Annotated in this window: 20 protein-coding genes; 9 read left to right on the top strand and 11 right to left on the bottom strand. The window is 68.5% G+C overall.

The window, feature by feature from the left end; translation table 11 throughout:
* The 11 genes from lipB to DBY63_RS21695 all read right to left on the bottom strand — a co-directional run.
* Positions 1–641 (bottom strand): lipoyl(octanoyl) transferase LipB (lipB, locus tag DBY63_RS21745; RefSeq protein WP_112298123.1); only part of this gene is annotated, 641 nt, incomplete at its 3' end.
* On the bottom strand, positions 641–916 hold the full coding sequence (locus DBY63_RS21740) for a DUF493 domain-containing protein (protein WP_007159662.1): 276 nt from the start codon (positions 914–916) through the stop codon (positions 641–643). The genes DBY63_RS21740 and lipB, both read right to left, overlap by 1 nt.
* 73 nt (positions 917–989) lie before the next feature.
* Complete coding sequence (locus DBY63_RS21735; protein WP_007159663.1) at positions 990–2,150, bottom strand: D-alanyl-D-alanine carboxypeptidase family protein; 1,161 nt, start codon at positions 2,148–2,150, stop codon at positions 990–992.
* A 126-nt stretch (positions 2,151–2,276) separates the two neighbouring features.
* Positions 2,277–3,266 carry a septal ring lytic transglycosylase RlpA family protein gene (locus DBY63_RS21730; RefSeq protein ID WP_037007194.1) on the bottom strand — a complete coding sequence of 330 codons (990 nt, stop codon included), beginning with the start codon at positions 3,264–3,266 and terminating at the stop codon, positions 2,277–2,279.
* Positions 3,266–4,288, bottom strand: coding sequence for a lytic murein transglycosylase B (gene mltB / locus DBY63_RS21725; protein WP_108582832.1), 1,023 nt, complete (start codon positions 4,286–4,288; stop codon positions 3,266–3,268). The genes DBY63_RS21730 and mltB overlap by 1 nt, the downstream gene beginning before the upstream one ends.
* A 21-nt stretch (positions 4,289–4,309) precedes the next feature.
* Positions 4,310–5,413 carry a rod shape-determining protein RodA gene (gene rodA, locus DBY63_RS21720; protein ID WP_085982634.1) on the bottom strand — a complete coding sequence of 368 codons (1,104 nt, stop codon included), beginning with the start codon at positions 5,411–5,413 and terminating at the stop codon, positions 4,310–4,312.
* 44 nt (positions 5,414–5,457) lie between these two features.
* Positions 5,458–7,365 (bottom strand): penicillin-binding protein 2, encoded by a 1,908-nt coding sequence (gene mrdA / locus DBY63_RS21715; protein WP_074583862.1) that lies wholly within the window; start codon positions 7,363–7,365, stop codon positions 5,458–5,460.
* A 12-nt stretch (positions 7,366–7,377) separates the two neighbouring features.
* On the bottom strand, positions 7,378–7,845 hold the full coding sequence (gene rlmH, locus DBY63_RS21710; protein ID WP_108582831.1) for a 23S rRNA (pseudouridine(1915)-N(3))-methyltransferase RlmH: 468 nt from the start codon (positions 7,843–7,845) through the stop codon (positions 7,378–7,380).
* Between the two features lie 5 nt (positions 7,846–7,850).
* A complete protein-coding gene (gene rsfS, locus DBY63_RS21705; protein ID WP_007159669.1) occupies positions 7,851–8,201 on the bottom strand; it encodes a ribosome silencing factor in 351 nt (116 codons plus the stop codon).
* A 10-nt stretch (positions 8,202–8,211) separates the two neighbouring features.
* Positions 8,212–8,874: a nicotinate-nucleotide adenylyltransferase gene (nadD, locus tag DBY63_RS21700; RefSeq protein WP_108582830.1), complete on the bottom strand. Its 663-nt coding sequence runs from the start codon at positions 8,872–8,874 to the stop codon at positions 8,212–8,214.
* A complete protein-coding gene (locus DBY63_RS21695) occupies positions 8,874–10,139 on the bottom strand; it encodes a glutamate-5-semialdehyde dehydrogenase (protein WP_108582829.1) in 1,266 nt (421 codons plus the stop codon). Before DBY63_RS21695 ends, nadD begins: the two co-directional genes overlap by 1 nt.
* Positions 10,140–10,391: 252 nt before the next feature.
* On the opposite strand from DBY63_RS21695, the gene DBY63_RS25360 reads away from it, so the two are divergent.
* From DBY63_RS25360 to DBY63_RS21650, 9 genes are all read left to right on the top strand, one after another.
* On the top strand, positions 10,392–13,409 hold the full coding sequence (locus DBY63_RS25360) for a cellulose biosynthesis protein BcsC (RefSeq protein ID WP_108582828.1): 3,018 nt from the start codon (positions 10,392–10,394) through the stop codon (positions 13,407–13,409).
* 363 nt (positions 13,410–13,772) lie between these two features.
* Positions 13,773–14,828, top strand: a complete 1,056-nt coding sequence (locus DBY63_RS21685) for a cellulose synthase operon protein YhjQ/BcsQ (protein ID WP_158541741.1) — start codon at positions 13,773–13,775, stop codon at positions 14,826–14,828.
* A 2-nt stretch (positions 14,829–14,830) separates the two neighbouring features.
* Positions 14,831–17,029: a UDP-forming cellulose synthase catalytic subunit gene (gene bcsA / locus DBY63_RS21680; protein WP_108582826.1), complete on the top strand. Its 2,199-nt coding sequence runs from the start codon at positions 14,831–14,833 to the stop codon at positions 17,027–17,029.
* A complete protein-coding gene (gene bcsB, locus DBY63_RS21675; protein ID WP_077171793.1) occupies positions 17,026–19,254 on the top strand; it encodes a cellulose biosynthesis cyclic di-GMP-binding regulatory protein BcsB in 2,229 nt (742 codons plus the stop codon). Before bcsA ends, bcsB begins: the two co-directional genes overlap by 4 nt.
* Positions 19,255–19,257: 3 nt before the next feature.
* The gene (locus tag DBY63_RS21670; RefSeq protein WP_108582825.1) at positions 19,258–23,040 is read left to right on the top strand and encodes a cellulose synthase subunit BcsC-related outer membrane protein; all 3,783 of its coding nucleotides are present in this window, start codon (positions 19,258–19,260) and stop codon (positions 23,038–23,040) included.
* 14 nt (positions 23,041–23,054) lie between these two features.
* Entirely contained in the window at positions 23,055–23,720 is a 666-nt protein-coding gene (locus DBY63_RS21665; protein WP_027597207.1) for a cell division protein FtsQ, read from the top strand.
* The gene (locus DBY63_RS21660; RefSeq protein WP_077171791.1) at positions 23,717–24,367 is read left to right on the top strand and encodes an alginate O-acetyltransferase AlgF; all 651 of its coding nucleotides are present in this window, start codon (positions 23,717–23,719) and stop codon (positions 24,365–24,367) included. Before DBY63_RS21665 ends, DBY63_RS21660 begins: the two co-directional genes overlap by 4 nt.
* Positions 24,368–24,380: 13 nt before the next feature.
* Positions 24,381–25,796, top strand: a complete 1,416-nt coding sequence (locus DBY63_RS21655; protein WP_108582824.1) for an MBOAT family O-acyltransferase — start codon at positions 24,381–24,383, stop codon at positions 25,794–25,796.
* Between the two features lie 10 nt (positions 25,797–25,806).
* Positions 25,807–26,952 (top strand): cell division protein FtsQ, encoded by a 1,146-nt coding sequence (locus DBY63_RS21650; protein WP_108582823.1) that lies wholly within the window; start codon positions 25,807–25,809, stop codon positions 26,950–26,952.
* The last annotated feature ends 46 nt before the right edge of the window (positions 26,953–26,998 follow it).

The following is a 26,998-nucleotide window of genomic DNA, read 5'->3' as shown; positions in this document are numbered from 1 at the left end:
GTGATCGGTTCGGGGTAGCCCAGGCGCAGACTCAGGTGACGCACCAGAGACTCGCGGACCTCGTCGAAAGCTAGTGGCCCGGTCACCAGATCGCGGAGCTGGGTCATGGCCAGGCCGGCATAACCGCAGGGGTTGATCCGGCGGAAGGGTGCCAGATCCATGTCAACGTTGAGCGCCAGGCCGTGGAAGGACCGGCCATTGCGGATGCGCAGCCCGAGGGAGGCGATCTTGGCGCCGTCCACGTAGACACCCGGCGCATCGGCTCGGGCCGCGGCCTGCACGCCCCAGTCGGCGAGCAGCGCGATCAGGCTGTCTTCCATGGCGCTGACCAATTCTCGCACGCCCAGGCCCTTGCGGCGAACATCCAGCAGCACATAGGCGATGAGCTGACCGGGACCATGGTACGTGACCTGGCCGCCGCGATCGACCTGCACCACCGGAATGTCGCCCACGGCGAGCAGGTGCTCGGGCTTGCCGGCCTGGCCCTGGGTGAAGACCGCGGGGTGCTGCAGCAGCCAGAGTTCGTCGGGGGTGGCCGGGCCGCGCTCATCGGTGAAGCGGCGCATGGCCTCCAGGGTCGCCTCGTAGGGCCTCAGGCCCCAGCGGCGCACGCCCAGGCTGGCCGGGGCGGGAGTGGTCATCAGATCACCATGTGCACGCGGCCGGTGGCGCGCAGGTCCTGGTGGATGGCCTGCAGCTGGTCCACGCCGGTGGCGGTGATGAGCACCTGCACGGAGAGGAAGCGGCCGTTGCGACTGTCGCGGGTCACCAGGGTGCCGCGATCCAGATCCGGGGCGTGGCGCTGGACGGTGTCGAGCACCAGCTCGGCGAAATCGGCACCGGCATCGCCGATCACCTTGATCGGATAGCGCGGGCAGGGAAATTCGATCTTGGGGGGTTTAACGTCTTCGGTCATGCGGACTTCCAGGCCGAGCTCTGTCGGCAGGGGGTGAAAGGCCCGCAGATGCGGGCCTTTCCAGGGTGACGGATCAGTTGAACAATCCGTAGAAGAACAGGCGAATGCTATCCCACAGGCGACGGAAGAGGCCACCCTCCTCGACCGGCTGCAGCGCGACCAGGTCGGCGGTGTGCACCACCTTGTCATCCAGCTTCACCTCGACCTTGCCGATCACCTGGCCCTGGGCGATGGGCGCGATCAGCTGCGGGTTGAGCACCATCTCGGCGTGCAGCTTCTTGGCCTGACCGCGCGGCAGGGTCATGGTCAGGTCGTTGGCCAGACCGGCCTGGACTTCGCGGCTGTCACCCTTCCATACCGGCGCCTTGGCCAGCTCGGTGCCCTTCTTGTAGAAGGACTGGGTCTCGAAGAAGCGGAAACCGTAGGTCAGCAGCTTCTGGGTCTCGGCGGCGCGGGCCTGTTCGCTGTTGGTGCCGAAGACCACGGCGACCAGACGCATGCCGTCGCGCACGGCCGAGGCCACCAGGCAGTAGCCGGCTTCGTCGGTGTGGCCGGTCTTCAGACCGTCGACGGTCTTGTCGCGCCACAGCAAGAGGTTGCGGTTTGGCTGCTTGATGTTGTTCCAGAAGAATTCCTTCTGGGAGTAGATGGCGTAGTGCTGGGCATCGGCATTGATGATGGCGCGCGCCAGGATCGCCATGTCGTGGGCCGAGGAATAGTGATTCGGATCCGGCAGACCGGTGGCGTCCATGAAGTGGGTGTTCTGCATGCCCAGCTTCTGCGCGGTGGTGTTCATCATGTCGGCGAAGGCGTCTTCGCTGCCGGCGATGTGCTCGGCCAAGGCGACGCTGGCGTCGTTGCCGGACTGGATGATGATGCCGTGCAGCAGGTCACCGACCGACACCTGGGTGCCGACCTTGATGAACATCCGCGAACCGCCGGTACGCCAGGCGTGCTCGCTAACGGTGACCATGTCCGATTCCTTGATGCGACCCCGGTTGATTTCCAGGGTGGCGATGTAGGCGGTCATCAGCTTGGTCAGGCTGGCCGGCGGCAGGCGCTGGTCGGAGTTGGATTCGGTGAGCACGGCGCCGCTGTTGGCATCCATGAGAATCCAGGCCTTGGCGGCCAGCTGGGGCGCCGCCGGAACCATTGTCTCGGCCGCCCAGACGGCCGGGACACAGGCGATCGTTACTAGGAGGAGCAGGCGTCGAGCGAGTTTTGCGATTGTCATCCGAATCTCTGAAAGGTTGGGGTATGGCAGGAGCAGCGGACCCAGACCGCACGGTCCACGACGATCCGCGCGAGGCGGATCACGACGGCTGGGGCCGGCGACTGGGCGTCATGAAGCATCCCTGCTTCAATCCGGTTGCACGAGAGACGCCTGACCCAGACGGGCCACGCGTACGCTGTTCTGGAGCTGGGAGACCTCAGCCGGCTGGACCGGTCCGAGGCGGACCCGATGCAAGGTCTGCTGGTTGCGCACCGTCGAACTGATGAACACCGGGGCACCGGTCAGGTCGCTGAGCTTGTCCTTGAGCAATTCCGCAGCGTCCGGATTGGCGAAGGCCGCCACCTGCAGATAGAGCCCAGCGGCTGGGACAGAAACGTTTTTTTTTGCGTCGACGGCCGCGGGCGTCACCGGCTCGGCGTGCTGGTTGACCGGTGGCGTATAGGTCTCGATGGCGCCGAAGGTCTGGGTCTCGGTGGTCTTCTGGGCCACCGGCGCCTGGCGCGGCTGGGCCAGTACCATGGGCACCGCCTGGCCGCGCTGGGCCCAGTACTGCTGCGGATCTATGCCTTCGACGCTGACCCGGGCGGTGCCGATCTCGGCGTAGCCGAGCTTCTTGGCCGCGGCAAAGGACAGGTCGATGACCCGGTCGGAATAGAAGGGGCCGCGGTCGTTGACGCGCAGGATCACACTGCGGCCGTTGTCCAGGTTGGTGACCCGCACGTAGCTGGGCAGCGGCAGGGTCTTGTGCGCCGCGGTCATGCCATAGAGGTCGTAGGTCTCGCCGTTGGCGGTGGCCTGACCGTGGAACTTGGTGCCGTACCAGGACGCGGTGCCGGTCACGCGGTAATTGCGCGAATCGGTCAGCGGGAAATAGGTCTTGCCCAGCACGGTGTAGGGATTGTTCTTCAGCGGCCCGTTGTAGGGCATGGGCACGGCGTCGGGAATGCGGCTGACGTCCACGTCCCACCAGGGCGCGCCGTCACGGTGCGGACGCAGGTAGCCACCCGGTCCGGCCACGCCCTTGCTGGTCGGCTTGGGCGCCTGGCTGGAACAGCTCACCAGCAGCAGGCCGAGGCCCAGGCAACCGGCCAGGCGCGCCAGGGCAGTCAGGCGCATCACGGCTTGGCACCCTCGGCGGCATGGCGCTCGGCGATGGCATTGGCCAGATCGGTCACCGCCATGGCGTACATGACGCTGCGGTTGTATCGGGTAATGGCGTAGAAATTGGGCAGGCCCATCCAGTACTCCGGTCCCTTGTCTCCGTCGAGGCGGAACGAGGTTACACGCAAATCGTCACGCAGGGCAGGGTCTTGGGCGTTCCAGCCCAGGGCGCGCAACTCGGCGACGCTCTTGACCGGCTCGATGCCGGCCACCACGCCCTCCTCCACCCGCTCGCCGCTGACCTGGGCGCGAATGGCGGTGGGACCGCGTCCGGACCAGCCGTGGCGCTTGAAGTAGTTGGCCACGCTGCCGATGGCGTCGGTGGGATCGGACCAGATGTTGATGTGGCCGTCGCCGTCGAAGTCCACCGCATAGGCGCGGAAGCTGCCCGGCATGAATTGCGGCAGGCCCATGGCGCCGGCATAGGAACCGGTCAGGCTGAGCGGATCGACCTGCTGCTCGCGGGCCAGCAGCAGGAATTCGCGCAGCTGGCTACGGAAGAAGGGCGCGCGCGGCGGATAGTCGAAGGCCAGGGTCGAGAGCGCATCCAGCACCCGGTAGTTGCCGGTGTTGCGGCCGTAGAAGGTTTCCACGCCGATGATGGCGACGATGAACTGGGCCGGCACGTCGTATTCGCGCTCGGCGCGGGCCAGGGCCTCTTCGTGGGCCTTCCAGAAGTCGACGCCCTGGGCGATGCGCCGATCGGTGATGAAGATGGGGCGGTATTCGCTCCAGGGCTTGACCCGCTCGGCCGGTCGCGAGATGGCGTCGAGGATGGCCTGCTTGCGCTCGACCTCGCCGAACAGCGCCTGCAGCTGTTCCGAGGCGAAGCCATAGCTCTGACTCATCTCGGCGATGAAGTCGCGCGTCAGCGGTGCCGCGTCGTAGTCACCCGCGACGACGCCGGTCGTCACGCCCATCGCACCCGCGAGCCCGAGGCTCAGCAGGCAGCGACGCATCCATCCCATTGTCGGCATCTAACCCTTCTTTGTTGCGTGTTAAACCTGGGCGATCCACTTGCGGTGCGTGTGGATCGACATCAAAACTCCGAACCCGGTGAACAAGGTGACCACCGAGGTGCCGCCATAGCTGATGAATGGCAGCGGTACGCCCACCACGGGGAGCAGGCCGCTGACCATGCCGATGTTGACGAAGACATAGACGAAGAAGGTCATGGTCACGCCGCCGGCGAGCAACTTGCCGAACAACGTCTGGGCCTGCACCGTGATGGTCAGGCCGCGACCGATGAGCAGCAGATAGAGCACCAGCAGCAGGCAGACGCCGACCATGCCGAACTCTTCGCCGAGGACGGCAATGATAAAGTCCGTGTGACTTTCCGGCAAAAAATCCAGATGAGACTGGGTACCCAGCAGCCAGCCCTTGCCGAACACCCCGCCCGAGCCGATGGCGGCCTTGGACTGGATGATGTTCCAGCCGGCGCCTAGGGGGTCCATCTCCGGGTCGAGGAAGGTCAGGATCCGGCGCTTCTGGTAGTCGTGCAGGACAAAGAACCACATGGCCACCGCCAGGGGCACCGCGGCGCTCACCGCGCCGATCAGCCAGCGCCACTGCAGGCCGCCGACGAACAGCACGAAGCCGCCCGAGGCCAGTACCAGCATGGCGGTGCCGAGATCGGGCTGGTCGAGGATCAGCACGAAGGGCACCACCACCAGCGACAGGCTGATCACGCTGTGTTTGAAGTTGGGCGGCAGGCTGCGCTTGGACAGGTACCAGGCCATCATCATGGGCATCAGGAGCTTCATGAATTCCGACGGCTGGAAGCGGATGACCCCGGGAATGTTGATCCAGCGGGTGGCGCCCATGGCGTTGTGGCCCATGACGTCCACCACCACCAGCAGGGCCACGCCGATCACGTAGCCCAGGGGCACCCAGCGCGCCATGAAGCGCGGTTCGAGCTGGGCGACGACGGCCATGGCCACCAGGCCGAGGCCGAAGGAACTGGCCTGCTTGAACAGCAGGTCGAGATTGCGGCCGCCCGCGGAATAGAGAACGAACAGGCCGGTCGCCCCCAGCATCAGCAGCAGGATCAGCAAGGGGCCGTCGATGTGCAGGCGCTGCAGCAGGGTGGCGCGCCGCTTCATCACGTCCCCTTCGGGGATGGTGCGATCGAAGTTGGGAGCAAGACTCATGGCTGCACCTTGGTCGCGGCGGCGGTCGCCCCGGCGGTAGTCGGCTTGGCGTACTCGGCCTTGAGATGGCCCTGGTCATCGAGCAGCCAGGCGTCGAGCACCTGACGCGCGACCGGTCCGGCCACGGCGCCACCCGACTCGCCGTTCTCGACCATCACCGCCACGGCGATCTGCGGATTGTCCACCGGGGCGAAGGCGACGAACAGGGCGTGGTCGCGGTGGCGTTCCTTGAGCGCCGCCGAGTTGTACTTCTCGTTCTGGCGAATGGCGACCACCTGGGCGGTACCGCTCTTGCCGGCGATGCGGTACTGGGCACCGACGTTGAGCTTGTGGGCGGTGCCGCGCGGATTCTGCACCACCATTTCCATGCCGTGGATGGCCCTGTCCCAGTAGCTCGGATCCTTGAGGTCGATGTCGGGCATGGGGTTGGGATCCGCCGGCGGCTGGCCGTCGAGGGTCTTGGCCAGGTGCGGCCGGATCCACTGGCCATGGCTGGCGATCAGCGAGGTGACCTGAGCCAGCTGCAGCGGAGTCACCTGCATGTAGCCCTGGCCGATCCCGAGGATCAGCGTCTCGCCGGGGAACCAGGCCTGGCGGCGGGTGGCGCGCTTCCACTGGCGCGACGGCATCAGCCCCGGCGCTTCCTCGAACATGTCCAGGGCAACCTTCTGGCCGAGGCCGAACTTGCCCATGTACTCGGAGAGGCGATCGATGCCGATCTTGTGGGCGAGGTCATAGAAGTAGGTGTCGTTGGACCTCATCAGCGCCGTATCCATGTCCACGTAGCCGTCGCCGCCGTGGTTCCAGTTGCGGTACTTGTGATCGTAGTTGGGCAACTCGTAGTAGCCCGGATCGAAGACCCTGGCCTGGGGCGTGGTGGCGCCGGTGTCGAGACCGGCGATGGCCACCGCCGGCTTGATGGTCGAACCGGGCGGATAGAGGCCGCGCAGCACCCGGTTGTAGAGCGGGCGATCGATGGAATCGCGCAGCTCGGAATATTCCCTGAAGCTGATCCCGGTCACGAAGGGATTCGGGTCGTAGCTCGGCTGGCTGACCATGGCCAGCACCTCGCCGGTCTTGGGCTGGATGGCGACGATGGCCCCGCGACGTCCGCCCAGGGCGGCTTCGGCGGCGGCCTGCAGCCGCGAGTCGATGGTCAGGACGATGTCCTTGCCCGGCTTGGGGTCGGTGCGATTGAGCACCCGCAGGACCCGGCCCCGGGCGTTGGTCTCGACCTCTTCGTAGCCCACCTCGCCGTGCAGTTCGGGCTCGTAGAAGCGCTCCACGCCGGTCTTGCCGATGTGGTGGGTGCCGCTGTAGTTGACCGGATCCAGGCGCTTGAGCTCCTGTTCGTTGATCCGCCCGACATAGCCCACCGAATGGGCGAAGTGCTCGCCCATGGGATAGTGCCGCACCAGCTGCGCCGTCACCTCGACCCCGGGCAGGCGGAACTGGTTGACGGCGATCTTGGCGATCTGCTCCTCGGTCAGCTCGAACAGCACCGGCACCGGCTCGAACGGCCGCCGCCCCTGCTTCATGCGCTTCTCGAAGAGTTCGCGGTCTTCCTCGGTCAGCCCCAGCACCTGCACCAGGGTATCGAGGGTCTGCCGCCAGTTGTCGGCCCGCTCCCGGGTGATGGTCAGGCTGAAGCTGGGGCGGTTGTCGGCGACGATGATGCCGTTGCGGTCGTAAATCAGGCCGCGGGTGGGCGGGATCGGCTGGACATGGACCCGGTTGTTTTCCGACAGGGTCGAGTGGTAGTCGTGCTGGATGACCTGCAGGTAGTACATGCGCGCCACCAGTACGCAGGCGAGCACGAGAAAGAGCACCGCCCCGACGGTCACGCGGGCGCGGACGAGCTGGGCGTCTTTCTCGTGGTCCTTGAGGCGTATGGGTTGCGACATCGCAGGTACGGACTACTTGTGATACGGATGGCCGGCCAGTACGGTCCAGGCGCGATAGAGCTGCTCACCGACGAGGATGCGCACCAGCGGATGCGGCAGGGTCAGCGGCGAGAGCGACCAGCGCTGTTCGCTGCGGGCCTGCACCTCGGGAGCGAGACCCTCGGGACCGCCGACCATGAGGTTGACGGTCCGGGCTTCCAGGCGCCACTGCTGGAATGTTTCAGCCAGTTGCTCGGTGCTCCAGGGCTTGCCGGTGACCTCCAGGGTCACCACGCGCTCGCCCGGCTGCACCTTGGCCAGCATGGCCTCACCCTCCTGGCGGATCAGCCGGGCGACGTCGGCGTTCTTGCCCCGGGTCTGCAGCGGGATCTCGACGAGTTCCAGCGGCAGTTCCGGCGGCAGACGCTTGACGTACTCGTGCCAGCCCTCTTCGACCCAGCGCGGCATGCGCGAGCCGACGGCGATGAGACGCAGGCGCACCGGGCTTATTCGCCGTGGGCGGCGCGGCTCTGCTCGGCACCGCGCCAGAGGCGCTCGAGGTCATAGAACTCGCGGGTGGTCGGCAGCATCACGTGGACGACCACGTCGCCCAGGTCGAGCAACGCCCATTCGCCGCCTTCCAGGCCTTCGCTGCCCAGCGGGCGCACGCCCTGCTGCTTGACCTTTTCCAGCACGTTGTCGGCCAGCGACTTGACGTGGCGGCTGGAGGTGCCGCTGGCGATGACCATGATGTCGGTCACGCTGGTCTTTTCCCGCACGTCCAGGGAGATGATGTCCTGGGCCTTCATGTCTTCCAGGGCGGCGATGGCCACCTGGACGAGTTGTTCGCTTTGCATGGTGTAGCTCTTACCTCGGTTCGGAGGACGCCGGATAGAGGCCGTGCGTCCGGATGTAGTCAAGCACGGCATCGGGCACCAGGAAGCGGATGGACTTCCCGGTGGCCAAGAGGCCGCGGATCTGGGTGGCGGACACCGCGAGCGGGTTCTGCCAGATAAAGGTGATCTGCCCGCCCGGCCCCTTGAGGGCCTGGGGATCGGGCTGACTGCGCGCCGCCAGGAAATCGCGCAATTCCTGGCAGGGCTCGCTGTCGGCGTCGGGTCGTTGCAGGACCAGGATGTGGCACAGCTCCAGCAACTCGCGCCAGCGGTGCCAACTCGGCAGGCCGCAGAAGGCGTCCCAGCCCAGCATGAGCAACAGCTGCACCTCATCGCCGAGTTCGGCGCGCAGGCTTTCCAGGGTCTCTATGGTATAGGAGTGGCGCGTTCGGCGCAGTTCCCGGTCATCGACCACCAGGTTCGCGACGTCGGCCACCGCCAGGCGCACCATCGCCAGGCGATCCTCGGCGGAGACGCTGGGCGCCTCGCGATGGGGCGGCCGGGCACTGGGGATCAGCCGCAGTTCGTCCAGCGCCAGGGCCTCGGCCACCTCCAGCGCCGCGCGCAGGTGACCAATGTGCACGGGATCGAAGGTACCGCCGAACAAGCCGATGCGGGTGGGCAGGCTGCTCATCAGCTGCGGACGTGACCGTCGCCGAAGACCACGTATTTCTCGCTGGTCAGTCCTTCCAGGCCCACCGGCCCGCGGGCGTGCAGCTTGTCGGTGGAGATGCCGATCTCGGCGCCCAGGCCGTATTCGAAGCCGTCGGCGAAGCGCGTGGAGGCATTGACCATCACCGACGCCGAATCGACCTCGGTCAGGAAACGCCGGGCGTCGCTGAAATTCTCGGTGACGATGGCATCGGTATGCTGCGAGCCATAGGCATTGATGTGCTCGATGGCCGCATCGAGGCCATCCACCACCCGAATGGACAGGATCGGCGCGTTGTATTCGGTGCGCCAGTCTTCTTCGCTGGCCAGCAGGACGTCGGTGCCGAGCAGCGCTCGGGTCCGCTCGCAGCCGCGCAGCTCCACCTGCTTGTCGCGATAGATGGCGGCCAGGGGCGGCAACACCCGCTCCGCGATGGCCGCATGGACCAGCAGCGTCTCCATGGTGTTGCAGGGCGCATAGCGCTGGGTCTTGGCGTTGTCGGCGATGCGAATGGCCTTGTCGACGTCGGCAGCGCGGTCGATGTAGACGTGGCAGATACCGTCCAGGTGCTTGATCACCGGTACCCGGGCATCGCGACTGATGCGCTCGATCAGGCTCTTGCCACCCCGCGGCACGATGACGTCGACGTATTCGGGCATGGTGATCAGCGCGCCCACGGCTGCGCGGTCGGTGGTCTCCACCACCTGGACCAGCTCAGCCGGCAGCTCGGCTTCGGCCAGACCGGCCTGGATGCAGGCGGCGATGGCCTGGTTGGAATAGATGGCTTCGGAGCCGCCGCGCAGGATGGTGGCATTGCCGGACTTGAGGCAAAGACTGGCCGCATCGATGGTCACATTGGGACGCGACTCGTAGATGATGCCGATGACGCCCAGCGGCACGCGCATCTTGCCCAGCTGGATGCCCGAGGGCACGTATCTCATGTCGCGGATTTCACCGATGGGATCGGGCAGCGTCGCCACCTGGCGCAGACCCTCGATCATGTCGTCGACGCGCTGGGGCGTCAGCGCCAGGCGATCCAGCATGGCAGGGTCCAGACCGTTGGCGCGCGCAGCGGCCAGGTCCTGCTCATTGGCCGCGGTGAGCTCGGCACGGCGAGCGTCCAGGGCGGTGGCGGCCGCGAGCAAGGCGCGGTTCTTTTGGGCGGTGCTCGCCCGGGCGGCGACCCGCGACGCGGCACGGGCAGCCTGGCCAAGACGGGTCATGTAGGCGGAGACGGACTCGGTCATGGTCGGCGGCCTGCGAAAGACGGTGGGAAAGCCGCAGAGTATAGCGTCGCCGGGCCCTGCGCGGCCAGCGCCGAGGGGCCTGGCGATGGCATTCGCCTGCTCGATTTGGTTGACTCGCCACGGCCTGTCGGGAATCATCCGCGGCTGTATTTGCCGTTCAGCTTGCGTTCAGCTATTCCCTTATAGCCGAAATCGTCCCCAGCTCTGCGCCAGGTGCTGCAGCGACGCCTACCAGTCTTCACGGAAAGAACCATGCCCAAGCACCTCACCTTGTCCCTTGGTCTGCTCGCCCTGCTGATTCATGCCGACGCGACCTGGGCCGCCGCTGCCGACGCCGCGCCGAGCGCGGCCGCCGTCCAGGCCCTGGAAGCCCAGCTGAAGAAGACGCCCCAGGATCCGGACGCCCTGGGCAAGCTGGGCAGTGCCCGCCTGGCGCAGCAGCGCTGGACCGATGCCGAGCAGTTGCTGACCCAGGCCGTGCAGAAAGGCGGCAAGACCTGGCAGCCGGCGCTGGACGAGGCGCGCTACCACCACCTGCTGGAACGCGCCCATGCCGCCGAGAACAAGCGCGAGCTGGACCAGGCGCGGGATCTCAGCGTGGAAGCCATCCGCCTGAAGCCCGAAGCGGTCGAGGCGCAACTGTTCCTGGCCGGTATCCAGAGCCAGAAGCGCCAATGGGAACTGGCCGAGGCCACCTACCGCCAGGTGCTGATGCGCGAGCCGGCCAACGTCGACGCCTACTACGGACGCATCGCCGCGCTCAACGAGCTGGGCCGCACCGAGGAAGCCCTGCAACTCACCAAGAATCTGCAGCCGATCGCCAAGAATCAGGTCAAGGGCCTGGATCGCCTGCGCGCCGGCCAGGCCATGCAGGAAGCCGAAGCCGCCGAGGCGCGGGGCGATCTGCAGGGTGCCTCGCGCCTGCTGGAACAGGCGCGCCAGGAGTCCCCGGAGGATCCCTGGCTGCGCCTGGCCCAGGCTCGCCTGGAGGTCCGCCAGGGCCGGCCGCGCGCCGCCCGCGACCTGGTGGACAGCCTGGTCAAGGATGGCGCCCAGCGCCCCGAGGTGCTCTATGCCAGCGCCCTGCTGTCCAACGAGCTGGGCGAATACCCGCGCGCCATGCAGACCCTGATGCGCATTCCCCAGGCCCAGCGTTCGCCGGACATGAACGCCCTGGCCGCGCGCATCACCTTCAACGAACAACTGGCCGAGACCGTGGCCCTGGCCAAGCAGGGGCGCCGCGAGGAAGCGCGCAGCCTGATGCAGCGCCTGGAAGCCCGCGCCGGTCGCAATCCGGATCTGATCGGCGACCTGGCCGAGGCCTTCGCCACCGCCGGCGATCCCGAGCACGGCCTGGCCCTGCTCAAGCCGATGATCACCGGCGATACCCGCCCGGCGCCCGCCATGCAGCTGCACTACGCCAGCATCCAGCTGCAGCTGAACCAGGACCAGACCGTGGGCAACGTCCTGCGCGACCTGCAGGGCGTGGTGCTCGACAGCGGCGAGAAGCAGCAGTACGACGACCTCCTCGCGCGCTATCGCATCCGTCAGGCCGATCGCCTCACCGACCAGGGCAAGCTCGCCGCCGCCTACGACACCCTGGCCCCGGCGCTCAAGGCCCGTCCCGACGACAAGGCCGCCCAGGCCGCCCTGGCGCGCATGTACCTGGCCAGCGGCGACACCCAGAAGGCGCGCCAGCTCTATCGCGACGTGCTCAGCGACCAGCCGAAGGACGCCGAACTCTATCTGGGCGCCGCCGAGATCGCCGCCAAGTCCCAGGACAGCGTCACCGCCCGCCAGTATCTGGACCAGGCGGTCAAGCTGGGCCAGAGCGATCCCCTGGTGCTGCGCCGCGCCGCCCTGCTCTACCGCGACATCGGCATGGCCGGTACCGCCACCGGCCTGCTGGAGCAGGTGGTCCAGGTGGAGCGCAAGGATCGCGAATCCGCGGCCCGCGCCGCCGGTGCCAGCGACAACCCCTTCGCCGCCCTGCCCGGCCAGACCCGCAGCGATGACGCCCTGGCCGCCGTTCCGGCCGCCGCCGGTGGCAACGCCGGCAGCGTCGACTACGCCTGGAGCGATCCGCTGCAGGCGCAGAAGGCTGCCAACAACCCCTTCGGCGACCTGTCCGTGGTGCCCACCAGCAGCCTGTCGAGCAGCCTGGCCACCGAGCAGATCCTCGGCCAGCTGCAGCGCGAGCGCAGCATCCGCATCACCCAGGGCCTCAGCGTACGCAGCTACGACCCCAGTGGCAGTTCGCGCCAGACCACCGTCAGCGCGCCGCTGGAGATCTCCTTCCCCGCCGGCGACCAGCGCCTGGCCGTGCGCGTCACCCCGACGCGCATCAACGACAGCAGCAGCGACGGCAGCCAGAAGGAAAACGGCGTGGCGGCGTCCATCGCCGTGGAAGACGCGGGCCGCGGGCTCAAGGGCGACATCGGCGTCTCGCCGGTGGGCCTGAGATACAGCACCGTGGTTGGCGGCGCGACCCTGGAGCGCCCGCTGAGCAGCCTCAGCGAGAACCTGCTCTATGCCCTGAGCGTATCGCGCCGTTCGGTGACCGATTCCCTGGCGTCCTATGGCGGCATCCGCGATCCGCGCACCGGCCAGGAGTGGGGCGGCGTCACCGCCAACGGCGGCCTGGCGCGGCTGAGATACGACGACGGCCGTTACGGCTCCTACATCTATGGCGCGGCCCATCGCCTGACCGGCCACGACGTCAAGGACAACGACCGCTTCGAGATCGGCACCGGCGTCTACTACTACCTGCGCAATGGCCCGGACAGCCTGTTCACCGTGGGCCTCTCGGCCACCGCGATCGGCTACGACAACAACCAGAACCACCTGACCTACGGCCATGGCGGCTACTTCAGCCCGCAGCGCTACTTCGCCATCGGCGTACCCCTGGTGTGGGCGCAGCGCGGCGATCTCTGGGCCTACCAGGTGCAGGGCGTGCTGGGCGTGCAGACCATTCGCCAGGACGCCGCGGATCGCTATCCGGACGACGCTGCCCTGCAGGCCGCCGCGGAAGCCGCAGGCCAAGGCCAGTACGGCAGCAAGAGCAAGACCGGCGTGGCCTACAGCCTCTCCGCCAATGGCGAATACCGCCTCAGCGGGCAATTCGCCCTGGGCGGTCGCCTGGGCCTGGACAATGCCCAGGACGAGCGCGACGTCAACGGCAACCTCTATCTGCGCTACTTCTTCGAAGAGCAGGAAGGCCGACCGCAACTCTCGCGGCCGCAGCCCTACCGCTCGCGCAACGAGGAATAAGCAAAAGGCCCGCACCCGCGGGCTTTTTTCTAGCCGCCGCAACCCGCCCAGCGCCGCCGAAACGACCGCTCGTCCCCGCGTTCGTCGCCACCGCGACCGCCCCGTCCCCGCGTCATGCCTTTCGTCCGCACGGCGCCAGGCGTGACGTTGACGGGTGCCCGAGGTGATCTAAACATTGAAGCGAGCCGGCGCTGAAAAGCGAGACGATCCGTTCGCTCCGCTTCGATGCCCGCATACGCATTTTCAATTGGTGCGTCACGAACTCCGCGTGACAGTATCCACAAAAAATGACACCTGATGGCTTTTAGCCATAATTTTGACGTCAAGCATTCACGCAGACCCTTCACCTTTTCGGAAGTCGCCATGGTCCGTTCGCTGGATATTGCCAATCTGTTCCGCTCCTTCGGCGGTGATCCCCAGCGCTACCATGAGTTCGAAGCCCCCGAGCCGGTGCCCCACGAAGCCCTCTTGCCAGCCGCAGCTCAGCCGCAGCCTGCGCCGAGCGCCCAGGTCGAAGCGGTCGTCGCGGTGGCCGAGGCGGCCGCTCAGGCTGAACCGGACGCCCTGCCCCCGCTGTCGCGGCAGCTGGCGCAGCTGCACAGCAGCCGCCAGGCCAACCAGGCGGTCGCCGCCCTGGACCAGGCGCTGAGTCGCACGCTGCCGCGGTTGGCCGGTCCGGTGCTGGCACTGATGTCGGCCCGGGGCGGCACCGGCAAGACGGTCATCGCCGCGGGCCTGGCCCAGGCGTTGAGCCGCAGCGGCCAGCCGGTGCTGCTGGTGGAGCTGGACAGTCAGAACGTGCTGTCTTCGCTGTTACTGCAGGAAGCGTCGTCCACCACCGGCTCGGTCAGGGCGCCGCTTTCCGTCTGCCTGGCGGTAGACGAGCGCTTGCGCCTGGTGCCCTTTGGCGCCCCCGACGAGCTGGATCTGCAGGCTCTGGAGCAGGCCCTGGCCACCGACACCCAGTGGCTGACCCGCCGCCTGCAGGCGCTGGACGTCCCGGCCGATACCCTGGTGATCCTCGACTGCCCCACGGGCTCGACGCCCCTGAGTCGTCAGGCCCTGGCCCTGGCCACCCGGATTCTGGGGGTGACAACCGCGGATGCGACCGGTTACGCCAGTCTGCCGCGCCTCGAACGCCAGTGGCAGCGCTGCAGCGGCCAGGTCACTCCGCTGCACCTGCTCAACCGGGTCGATCCCGCCCGCCCCCTGAGCCAGGACATCGCCGCCATCGTGGCGCAATCCTGGGGCGAACGCCTGCTGGGCGTACTGCCGGAAAGCCCCGATCTGGAGCAGGCCCTAGCCCTGGGCCAGGGTCTGGCCAGCGTCCAGGACGCCTGGGCGCGTGGCCTGGCCGAGCTGGGCGAGGCCTTGCTCGGCGATCTTCGCTCGCCCGTGCAGCACGCCGCGCGCGCCTAGCCATGAGCTTTCTCGACCGCCTGGAACAGGTTCGCCAGCGCCGCGCGGCGCGCGCTGCCGACGCCCCGCCGGTGCCGCCCGCGGCGCCGCTGTGGCTGCAGCTGTTCGCCTGGACGGCCGCCGCGTTGCTGGGCGCCCTGCTGGTGAGCGTGCCCCTGGCGCTGGAAGAACAGGCGGCGTTCGCCGTCGGCTGCTTCGGCGCGGCCCTGATGCTGCGTCGGCTGCCCGGACGGCTGCCGGTGATCGCGCTGATCCTGCTGTCGCTGCTGGCGTCGCTGCGCTATCTCTACTGGCGCCTGACCAGCACCCTGGGCTTCGAGACGCCGCTGGAAATGGTGCTCGGCTACGGGCTGGTGGCCGCCGAACTCTATGCCCTGGCGGTGCTGGTGTTCGGCTACCTGCAGACCATCTGGCCGCTACGCCGCACGCCGGTCCCGCTGCCCGCCGACCCGGCCGCCTGGCCCACCGTGGACGTCTTCATCCCCACCTACAACGAAGCCCTGAGCATCGTGAAGCTGTCGATCCTGGCGGCCCAGGCCATCGACTGGCCACGCGACAAGCTGCGGGTGCACGTACTCGATGACGGTCGTCGCGAGGACTTCCGCCACTTCTGCGCGACCGCCGGCGTCTCCTACCTGGTGCGCGAGAACAACGAGCACGCCAAGGCCGGCAATCTCAATGCGGCGCTCAAGGTGACCGACGGCGAGTACATCGCCATCTTCGATGCCGACCACGTGCCGACCCGCTCCTTCCTGCAGGTCTGCCTGGGCTGGTTCCTCAAGGACCCGCAGCTGGCCATGCTGCAGACCCCTCACTTCTTCTTTTCCCCGGATCCCTTCGAGAAGAACCTCAAGACCTTTCGCACCGTGCCCAACGAGGGCGAGCTGTTCTACGGCCTGGTGCAGGATGGCAACGACCTGTGGAACGCCACCTTCTTCTGCGGCTCCTGCGCGGTGATCCGGCGCACCATGCTGGAAGAGGTCGGCGGCGTGGCCACCGAGACGGTGACCGAGGACGCCCACACCGCGCTCAAGCTCAACCGGCTCGGCTACAACACCGCCTACCTGGGCATTCCCCAGGCCGCCGGCCTGGCCACCGAGAGCCTGTCGCGCCATATCGCCCAGCGCATCCGCTGGGCCCGCGGCATGGCGCAGATCTTTCGCATGGACAATCCGCTGCTGGGCAAGGGCCTCGTCCTCGGCCAGCGGCTCTGCTACCTCAACGCCATGCTGCACTTCTTCTATGGCCTGCCGCGGCTGGTGTTCCTTACCGCACCGCTGGCCTATCTGCTGTTCAGCGCGCAGATCTTCCATGCCTCGGCGCTGCTGATCACCTGCTATGTGCTGCCCCATGTGCTGCACTCGAACCTGACCAACTCGCGCATCCAGGGCGAATTCCGCCACTCCTTCTGGAACGAGGTCTACGAGACGGTACTGGCCTGGTACATCCTCAGGCCCACGCTGCTGGCGCTGATCAACCCGCGGCTGGGCAAGTTCAACGTCACCGACAAGGGCGGCATCATCGCCAGCGACTACTTCGACTGGGAGCTGGCGCGTCCCTACATCGTGCTGCTGGCGCTCAATCTGCTCGGCCTGGGCGTGGGTATCGGTCGGCTGTTCCTAGGCGATCCCGAGGCGGTGACCACGGTCGCCATCAACCTGGTCTGGACCCTCTACAACCTGGTGATCGCCAGTGCCGCGGTGGCCGTGGCCAGCGAGACGCGCCAGGTGCGCGCCGAACCCCGGGTGGCCGCCACGCTGCCGGCCGGACTCGTGCTCGCCGATGGCAGCCGCCTGGAATGCAGCACCCTGGACTTTTCCCAGAGCGGCATCGGCCTGAAGTTGCCCGCGGGCCTGCATCTGCCCGAGGGCAGCGCCGTAGAGGTCGAACTCAGCCGCAACGGTCGCAGCCGTCGCTTCCCGGCCACCGTGGCCTTCAGCCGCGCCGGCGCCGTGGGCACCCGCTTCGCCGAACTCAGCGTGACCGAACAGCGCGAACTGGTGCGCATGACCTTTTCCCGCGCCGATCTCTGGGCCGAGGCCTGGGGCAATCACCGTCCGGATTCCCTGCTGGGCTCGCTGCGCGAGGTCAGTCAGATCGGCCTGCGCGGCATCGCCGATCTCAATCGCAACGTCTGGCGCCTGAGCCGACCTTCCCGGCGCACGGCGCCCTCCTCCTCCGCCTCCCTGGACCGCCCATGACCGTGTCGCTACGTCTCGCCCCCCTGCTGCTCGCCACCCTGGGTGCCGCGCCCGCCTTCGCCCTGGCCCAGAATGCGCCGCCGGTGGCGGTGGCCGGCAGCGGCTACGACAACAGCTTCAAGCAGCTCGGCGCGGTCTATCCCTTCAATCTGCGCGGCATCGACAGCCGGGACGGAGTCGGCTTCGACATTCGCGCCGACGAGATCGTCAGCGCCGCCAAGGTGACGCTGAACTACACCTATTCCCCGGCGCTGCTGCCGGAGTTGTCCCAGCTCAATGTGCTGGTCAACGACGAGGTCGCCGCCAGCATTCCGCTGCCCAAGGAAGGCGCCGGCACGCCCCAGACCCGGGTGGTGGACATCCCGCCGCGGCTGATCACCGAATTCAACCGGCTGAGTATCCAGCTGATCGGCCACTACACCATGCAGTGCGAAGACCCGCTGCACTCCAGCCTCTGGGCCAAGGTGAGCAATGGCAGCCGCCTGGACGTCCAGGTCAGTCGCCTTGACCTGGCACCGGACCTGGCGCGCCTGCCGCAGCCGTTCTTCGATCGCCGCGATGCCCGGCAGCTGGAGCTGCCCTTCGTCATCGCCGGTGCGGCCGACAACGGCACCCTGGAGGCCGCCGGCACCCTGTCGTCCTGGTTCAGCGCCCTGGCCAGCTATCGCGGCGCCCGCTTTCCCAGCAGCCAGAACGCCCTGCCGGCCAAGGGCAATGCGGTGGTGCTGGTCACCAGCGAAGAGCGCGCCAAGACCCTTGGCCTGAGTCTGCCGGCACCGGCGACGGCGCGGGTCGACATCCTGGCCAACCCCTTCGATCCCCAGGGTCAGCTGCTGGTGATCTCCGGCCGCGATGCCAACGAACTCAAGCGCGCCGCGAGCGCCGTGGCCCTGGGTCACCAGACCCTCTCCGGCCAGAGCATGACCTTCGACACCCTGCAGGCGCTGCAACCGCGCAAGCCCTACGATGCGCCCAACTGGCTGCCCAGCGACCGACCGGTACGCCTGGGCGAACTGGCCACGCCCAAGCAACTGGCGGTCTCCGGCTATGACTCGGGTACCATGAGCGTGCCGCTGCGGCTGCCGCCGGATCTGTTCCTCTGGCGCAACCAGGGGCTGCCGCTGCACCTCAGGTACCGCTACACCCCACAGCCGGTGGCGACCAATTCCTCGCTGCTGGTGAGTTTCAACGACCGCTTCGTGCAGTCCATCGCCCTGCCGTCCCAGGAACACCTGGACCAGGGCCTGCTGGGGCTGATCAAGGACGAGGAACTGCCGCGCGAAGCCGAGGTGCGGCTGCCGCTGGAGGGCGAGGCGCTGCAGGCCCGCCTGCAATTCCGCTTCATGTACGACTACCTCAAGCAGGGCGAATGCCGCGACGTCATCATCGACAACATGCGCGGCACCCTGGAACCGGATTCGACCCTGGATCTCTCCGGCTATCGGCACTTCATCGCCCTGCCCAACCTGGGCGTGTTCAAGGACAGTGGCTTTCCCTTCACTCGCCTGGCGGACCTGAGCGAAACCGCGGTGATCCTGCCCGATGCGCCCAGCGCGGCGGAGATCGACACCTACCTCAACGTGCTCGGCCGCTTCGGCAGCTCCACCGGCTATCCCGCCACCGCGGTCACCGTGGCCCGTGCCGGCGAGGTCGACGGCCTGGCCGACAAGGATCTACTGCTGATCGCCAGCGGCGCCGACCAGCCGCTGTTGCAACGCTGGGCCGCCCAGTTGCCCGCCGGCTTCACCGGCAACGGCCAGCGCTTCGAGGTATCTGACCTGGCGTTCAAGGTGCGCCAGTGGTTCGGCAGCGACAACGCGGCCAGCCTGGAGCGCAGTCGCGCGGCCCTGAGTGCCAGTGGCGGTGCCGGTACGGCCTTCGTCACCGGCTTCGAATCGCCGCTCAGGAGCGGTCGCAGCGTGGTGGCCCTGGTCGCCGCCCGCCCGGAGGGCCTGGCCGACATCAGCCGCGCCCTGACCACCCGGGAAGACTATGCCCAGGCCTTGCAGGGCAGCCTGGCCACGGTGCGTGGCCAGCAGGTGGAAAGCCTGGTGGCCGACGAGACCTATCACGTCGGCAGCCTTGGGCCGCTGCTCTATGTCCGCTGGCAACTGGCTCGCCATCCGCTGCTGATGCTGGGCCTGAGCGCCCTGGGCGTGGCCCTGCTGGCCGGCCTGCTCCATGCGGCGCTGCGCGCCCGCGCTCGTCAGCGGCTGGAGCGCTAGACCATGACCCATGCACCGCTGCTGGCTACCCTGCTGACCGGTCTGCTGCTGCCGCCGCTGGCCCAGGCGGCCGGTACCCCCGAAGCGCTGCTCCTCGAGCAGGGTCACTTCTGGCAGGCGCGCAAGAATGCGCCCCGCGCCCAGGAGACCTGGAACAAGTTGCTCGAACTGGATGCGCAGCAGCCCGAGGCGCTGTACGGCCTGGGACTGATCGAGGTGCAGGCCAACCGGCTGCCGGCCGCCCAGGCCTATCTGCGCCGCCTGCAGGCGCTCAAGCCCGTGCCCCAGCAGGCCCTGCAGCTGGAGCAGGACATCGCCCTGGCCAGTGGCGACAATCCGCAGCGCCTGGTGGATGCCCGCCAGCTGGTCAGCGAAGAAAAGCCGGTGCAGGCACTGGCGCTCTATCGTCAGCTGTTTGGTGGCCGCCTGCCCCAGGGTGATCTGGCGCGGGAGTACTACGACATCCTCGCCTACACCCCCAATGGCTGGCAGGAAGCCGGTCCGGGCATCGAGCGTCTGCGCAAGCTGCAGCCCAGCGATCCGGCGCTGATGCTGATCCAGGCCAAGCACCTGGCGCGCTTTCCGGCCAGTCGCAGCCGCGGCATCCAGGCCCTGGCGGAGCTGAGCACGCGCAAGGACATCGGTGGCGAAGCCGCCGAATACTGGCGCCAGGCCCTGGTCTGGAGCGGTCCGCCCGGTCCGGCCGAGGCACCGCTGTTCGAGGCCTATCTGCGCCAGCACCCGGATGACGCCGAGTTGCGCGCCCAGCTGGAAAAGGGCCGTACCCTGAGTCGCAGCGGCGGTCTGGATCCGCAATTGGCCCGCGGTATCGAAGCCTTGCGCCGCAATGAGCTGGGCGCTGCCGAAAGCGCCTTCCAGGCGCGCCTCAAGGTGGCGCCGGAGGATGCCAACGCCCTAGGCGGCCTGGGCATCGTCCGTCAGCGCCAGGAACGCTTCGACGAAGCCGAAGCGCTGCTGAACCGCGCCACCCGTCAGCCGGGCGGGGCGCGCTGGCAGGCGCCGCTGGCCGAGGTACGCTACTGGGCGCTGCTCGCCCAGGCCCGCAAGGCCCAGCAGGCCAACGACTTCAGCACCGCCCGTGCCCGCGTGGAACAGGCGTTGCGGCTGGACGCCAAGCGCCCGGAAGCACCGCTGGCCCTGGCCGGACTGCAGGCCCAGACCGGTCAGCTGGACGCCGCCGAGGCCGCCTATCGACGGATCCTGCAGCAGGATCCGCGCAATCTCGAAGCCCGTCGGGGCCTGATCGATCTGCTCGCCGAGAGCGAGCGTCCGGCCGAGGCCCTGCGCCTGCTCGACACCCTGACCCCGGCCGAACGTGCCAGGCTCGGCAACCTGGATCGGCTCAAGGCCACCCAGGCCTTGCAGGAAGCCAAGCTGGCCGAGGGCCGTGGCGATCTCCAGGGGGCCCGTCGCGCCCTGGAAGACGCCCGACGCGCCGATCCGGACGATGTCTGGACACTGCTGGCCCTGGCCCGCCTGCAGCTGCGCCAGGGTCAGGAGGCGGCCGCCCGCCAGACCCTGGACAGCGGTCTGGCCAAGGACCCCCAGCGCCCGGAAGCGCTCTATGTCCGCGCCCTGTTCGCCCTGGAGCAGCGGGATCCCACCGCGGCGCGCGCGCTGCTCGGGCGCATCCCGCCAGCCCAGCGCACGCCGGCCATGACAGGACTGGCCGCCGATCTCGACTTCGATGCCCGGGTAAGCGCCGCCCGTGACCTGGCCCGCCGCGGCCAGCAGCAGGCCGCGCGGCGCCAGCTGGCGGCCCTGGAGCCGCAAGCCGGCGAGCGCCCCGCCGCTCTGGGTGGCCTGGCGGCGGCCTATGCCGAGGCCGGTGACCCGGAACGCGGGCTGCGCCTGCTGCGCGATGTCCTGGCCCGCGAACGCACGCCCGATCCCGCCCTGCGCCTGCAATACGGCGAGGTGCTGCTGCGCAGTGGCGCCGACGACGAGGTCAATGCCCTGCTGCACGATCTGCAGGGACAGCGCCTGACCGCCGCGCAGCGCCAGGGTTATGACGACCTGCTCTATCGCTACCGGGTGCGTCAGGCCGACCAGTTGCGCGAGCGCGGCGATCTGGTCACCGCCTACGACACCCTAGCACCGGCCCTGGCCCAGCGTCCGGACGATGACCTGGCCAACGCCGCCCTGGCGCGGCTGTACCTGGCCAATGGCGAGGCCGACAAGGCGCTGCGCCTCTATGAACCCCTGCTGCGCCGCGCCCCCGACAACCCCCGGCTGCAACTGGGTGCGGCCGATGCCGCCGTGCGTGCCCGGGACAACGCCTATGCCGAGCGCGCCCTCGAACGCGCCGTAACCCTGGGCGCCGACGACGTCGGGGTGTTGACCGAGGCCGCGCGCCTCTATCGCGCCCTGGGTCGCGACGGTCGGGCTACCGAGCTGTTGCGCCAGGTGGTGGCGGTGGAGCGCCGCGACGCCGAGACCGCGCGGCCCCTGGCCAGCGCCCCGGCCAATCCCTTCGGCCCGCGCCGCGGCAGCGCCACCCTGGCCAGCCAGGCCATTCCGCCGACCGCCGACCAGTTGCTGGCGGCGGCCAAGGCCGCCCCGCTGGCGGATGCGCCAGTCGCTCCGCAGGACAGCGCCGCCGAGCGCGCCCTCGACGACCTGCTGCAGACCCGCAGCGCGCGGATCACCCAGGGCCTGACGGTGCGCAGCAACGACAACGAACGCGGCCTCGGCAAGCTCACCGACGTGGAAGCGCCGCTGGAGATCGACTTCCCGCTGGGCGATGTGCGCCTGGCCGTGCGGGTCACCCCGGTCAGCCTGACTGCCGGCAGTGTCGGCAGCGACGCCCGCAGTCGCTTCGGTGGCGGCCCGGCCGCTACCCAGGCCGCGCCGGATACCGCGCCGGGCAGCCAGAGCGACAGCGGCGTGGGCCTCGCCGTGGCCTACAGCGATCCCCAGCTCGGCCTCAAGGCCGACGCCGGCACCACGCCCCTGGGCTTTCTCTATGCCACCCCCGTGGGCGGGGTGAGCCTGGAGCGACCGCTGACCGACCACAGCCGCTACAGCCTCTCGGCCTCGCGCCGGGCGGTGATCGACAGCCTGACCTCCTTTGCCGGCAGCGAAGATGGCCGAACCGGCCAGCAATGGGGTGGCGTGACCGCCAATGGCGTGCGCGGCCAGCTCGGCTACGACGACAGCCAGTTCGGTGCCTATGCCTATGCCTCCTGGTACCGGCTGCTGGGCAATCATGTCGCCGACAACAGCCGCACCGAGCTGGGCACCGGGCTGTACCGCTACCTGATCAACAGCGAAGACAGTCGCCTGACCCTGGGCCTGTCGCTCACCGGCATCGCCTACGACAACAACCAGGCCTTCTTCACCTATGGCCATGGCGGCTACTTCAGTCCGCAGCGCTTCTATGCCCTGGGCGTCCCCCTGACCTGGTCGCAGCGCACCGATCGCTGGACCTGGCAGCTGCGCGGCGCGGTGGGCCTGCAACGCATCGAGCAGGACGGCGCCGACTTCTACCCGACCGACGCCCGCCTGCAGGCCGCGGCGAGCCAGGCGCTCGGCGCCCCGGCGGTCTATGGCGGCCAGAGCAAGACCAGTCTCGGCTACAGCCTCTACGGCGCCACCGAATACCAGCTCGGTCGCCAGCTGTTCGTCGGCGGCAACCTCGGCGTCGACAACGGTCGCGATTTCCAACAGCTCAATGGCGGCGTCTATCTGCGCTATGCGCTGGAACCCCAGGACCGTGCACTCGCCCTGCCGGTCAGTCCCTATCGTTCCCCCTACGACAACTGATTCACGGAGCTCCCATGGCAGCCAGCCTCCTCACCGGCCTCACCATTCTCATGATCGGCGACAGCCATCTGGCCACCCCCGACTACCTGATCGGCACCCTGCAGGACAGCCTGGTGCAGCAGGGCGCCAAGGTGCACACCCTGGGTATCTGCGGGACCAACGCCGGCGACTGGCTCAAGGTCACCCCCGGCACCTGCGGTGGCGCCGAGCGGCGCAACGGCGACAAGGCCGTGGTGCTCGGTGGCAAGGCGGCGACCCAGCCGATCAACGAGCTCATCGCCGCCGACAAGCCCGATCTGGTGCTGATCGTCATGGGCGACACCATGGCCAGCTACACCAATCCCAGCTTTCCCAAGACCTGGGTCTGGCAGCAGACCACCAGCCTGACCAAGGCCATCGCCGCCACCAAGACCCACTGCGCCTGGGTCGGTCCGACCTGGGGCACCGAGGGCGGCAAGTACGGCAAGACCTTCGAGCGGGTCAAGCTGATGTCCGGCTTCCTCGCCAGCAACGTCGCGCCCTGCAGCTACATCGATTCCCTGAGCTTCGCCAAGCCCGGCCAGTGGGCCACCATCGACGGCCAGCACCTGACCGGTCCGGGCTACAAGTCCTGGAGTTCGGCCATCGTCGACGCCCTGAACAAGCTGCCTGCCGACAAGCTCAAGGGAGCCGCCCAGTGAAGGCCCTGCTGCTGCTCGGTCTGCTGGTGGGCGGGGTCGCCCAGGCCGAGGTGTCCCTCTACCCCACCGGCCCCAGCGAAGACTCGGCCTTCCTCCGCTTCGTCAACGCCGGCAGCCAGCCCCTGGCGCTGCAGGCCTCCGGCTCCGCCGCGCGGTTGCAACTGGAGGCCGCCAAGCCGGTCTCCGACTACCTGACCGTGCCGGCGACCAAGGCGATCAAGGGCGAACTGGTCCAGGGCGCGGCCAAGGCTCCGCTGGAACTGACCGTGGCCGCCGGTGAATTTGCCACCCTGGTCGTCCTGCCCGGCACCCCGCTGGTCCAGCGCCTGGTACGCGAGCAACCCGACGACTTCAATGCGCTCAAGGCCTCGCTGGCCTTCTACAGCCTGGATCCGCAGTGCGCGACCCCGGGCCTGCAGGCGGCCGGGCGCAATGCCGAGATCTTCAAGGACGTGGCCGACGGCACCCTGCAGCGCCGCAGTCTCAACGCCGTGGCGCTCAAGGTGCAGCTGACCTGCGCCGGCCAGGCCACAGGCGCAGCGCTGGACCTGGGCGAACTCAAGGCCGGCGAGCGCTACAGCGTGCTGCTGCTGCCTGGCGCCAGCGGTCCGCGGCTGCTCGCCACCCAGGACGCTATCGCCCACTAAGGACAGCCGCTCGATGGTCTTTGCCTCGCTGGAATTCCTCACCCTCTTCCTGCCGCTGTTCCTGCTGGTCTACGCCCTGGCGCGGCCCGGCGGGCGCAACGGGGTGCTGCTGGTGGGCAGCTGGCTGTTCTATGGCTGGCTGAGTCCGCTGTTCCTGCTGTTGCACATGGCCCTGGCGCTGCTGGCCTGGGTCGGCGGGCTGCTGGTGGATCGCGCGCGCGAAGGCTCGAGGACCCGACTGCAGCTGCTCGCCGGGCTGATCGTGATCAACCTGGCGGTGCTCTGCTGGTACAAGTACGCCAACATCGTCGCCGCCACCTGGAGCCAGGTGCTGGTGACCGCCGGCGCCCTGCCGCTGGACTGGCAGAAGGTGGCCTTGCCGGCCGGGCTGTCCTTTATCGTGCTGCAGGCCATCTCCTACCTGGTGGACGTCCATCGCCACGTGGTGCCGGTGGAGCGCAGCTTCGTCAACTACGCCACCTACATCTCCATGTTCGGCCATTCCATCGCCGGCCCGATCATCCGCTACGACTGGGTGCGCCGCGAACTCAACCAGCGCTGGTTCAATCGCGAGAACTTCGCCCTCGGCGCGCGCCGCTTCATGATCGGCCTGTGCATGAAGGTGCTGGTGGCCGACACCCTGTCGCCGCTGGTGGACGTCGCCTTCCACCTCGACCAGCCCTCCTTAGTCGACGCCTGGATCGGTTGCCTGGCCTATTCGCTGCAACTGTTCTTCGACTTCGCCGGCTACAGCGCCATGGCCATCGGCCTGGGCCTGATGCTGGGCTTCCACTTTCCGGAAAACTTCAACCGGCCCTATCTCGCCCGCAGCATCCAGGATTTCTGGCGGCGCTGGCACCTGTCGCTGTCCAGCTGGCTGCGCGACTACCTCTACATCTCCCTGGGCGGCAATCGCGGCGGTCGCTGGCGCACCTATCGCAACCTCTTCCTGACCATGGCCATCGCCGGTCTCTGGCACGGTGGCGACAGCTGGAACTACCTGCTCTGGGGCATGCTGCACGGCCTGGCGCTGTGCCTGGACCGGCTCTGGGACGAACTCGGCGGCCGGCCGCTGCCGCGGCCCCTGGCCCATGGCCTGACGCTGCTGTTCGTGGCCCTGGCCTGGACGCTGTTCCGCGCGCCGGACTTCGCCACGGCGCTGTCGCTGTACGCCGGCCAGTTCGGTCTGCACGGCTTCGCCCTCGGCGATGCCCTGGCCGTGACCCTGAGACCCGTGCACGGCCTGGCCGCCGCCCTGGGCGTGGCCTGCATCCTGGCCCCGTTGTGGCAGGCGCGCATCGAGGCGCGCCTGCCCGGCAGCGCACTGCTGCGCGTCCTCGGCGCCGCCTGGCCGGTGGCCGGCTTCCTGCTCTGCTTCGCGCTGATCGCCAGTCGCGAAGCCGTGCCCTTCCTCTACTTCCAGTTCTGAGGCCGCCGTCATGAGCGCTCCCGCCCTGCCGCCCTCACCCGCACCGCAACCGCCCAGCGCCAGCAGCGTGCGGCTGGCCCCGCTCGCCGGAGTGGTCTTCGCCCTGTTCCTGGCGATCGGCCTGCTGTCCTGCGCCTGGGCGCTGCTCACCGATCGCCTTTCGCTCTGGCCGGAAAGGGTGGATCGCCATGCCCTGCTCGAAGGCGAGATCACCCACCACATCGCCAAGGAACTGGCCAAGGCGCCATTGCCGGAAGCGGCCGCCCGCCTGGAACGCGGCGCCAGCTGGCTGCTGCTGGGCGACAGCGGACCCCGGGTGCGCCAGGGCTGCCCCGGCTGGCTGTTTCTCGCCGAAGAACTCGAGGTCTCGCGCCAGGCCGCCGCCAATGCCCGGGCCCGCGCCCAGACGGTGATCGAACTGCGCCAGCAACTGGCCGCCCGGCACATCCAGTTGCTGGTCGCCGTGGTGCCGGACAAGAGTCGCATCGCCGCCGACCAGCTGTGCGGACTGCGACGCCCGGCCGCCTTCGCCAATCGGGTCGCCGACTGGACGCGGATGCTGAGTGCCGCGCGCGTACCGGTGCTCGACCTGACTACGGCGCTCACGCCCCTGGGCAGCGCCGCCTTCCTGCGCACCGATACCCACTGGAACGAGGCCGGTGCCGAGGCCGCGGCCCGCGCCCTGGCGCTGCGCATCCAGGCGCTGCCCTTCCAGGCCAGCCCGGCACGGGCCTTCACTCGCACGCTGCTGGCGCCGGCACCGCGACCCGGTGACCTGGTGCGCCTGGCCGGCCTGGACTGGCTGCCGCCGCGCCTGCAGCCGACCCCCGAGGTGCTGCGCCTGACCCAGGTCGACAGCCGCGCCGCAGCCGGCGCCAGCGATGACCTGTTCGGCGATGGGGACCTGCCCAACGTCGCGCTCATCGGCACCTCCTTCTCGCGCAATTCCAATTTCCTGCCCTTCCTGGAACAGGCCCTGGGCGCCAGCGTCGGGCGTTTCGCCAAGGACGGCGGGCATTTCGCCGGTGCGGCACGGGACTATTTCGCCAGTCCCGCCTTCCGACAAACCCCGCCACAGTTATTGGTCTGGGAAATTCCCGAGCGCGATTTACAATCCCCCGGCCCCGAGGCGTTGCGTCTCGATCCGCGTCCTTGAGGCAACCAAGGCTTTCCCCATGGGTCTGAGGACGCAACCCCCAGCC

The organism is Pseudomonas sp. RIT411 (assembly GCF_003057735.2).
In the GTDB taxonomy this organism is placed as follows: Bacteria; Pseudomonadota; Gammaproteobacteria; order Pseudomonadales; family Pseudomonadaceae; genus Chryseomonas; species Chryseomonas oryzihabitans.
The sequence above is the reverse complement of the archived record's forward strand: the minus strand, read 5'-3'. Positions and strand labels throughout refer to the sequence as shown.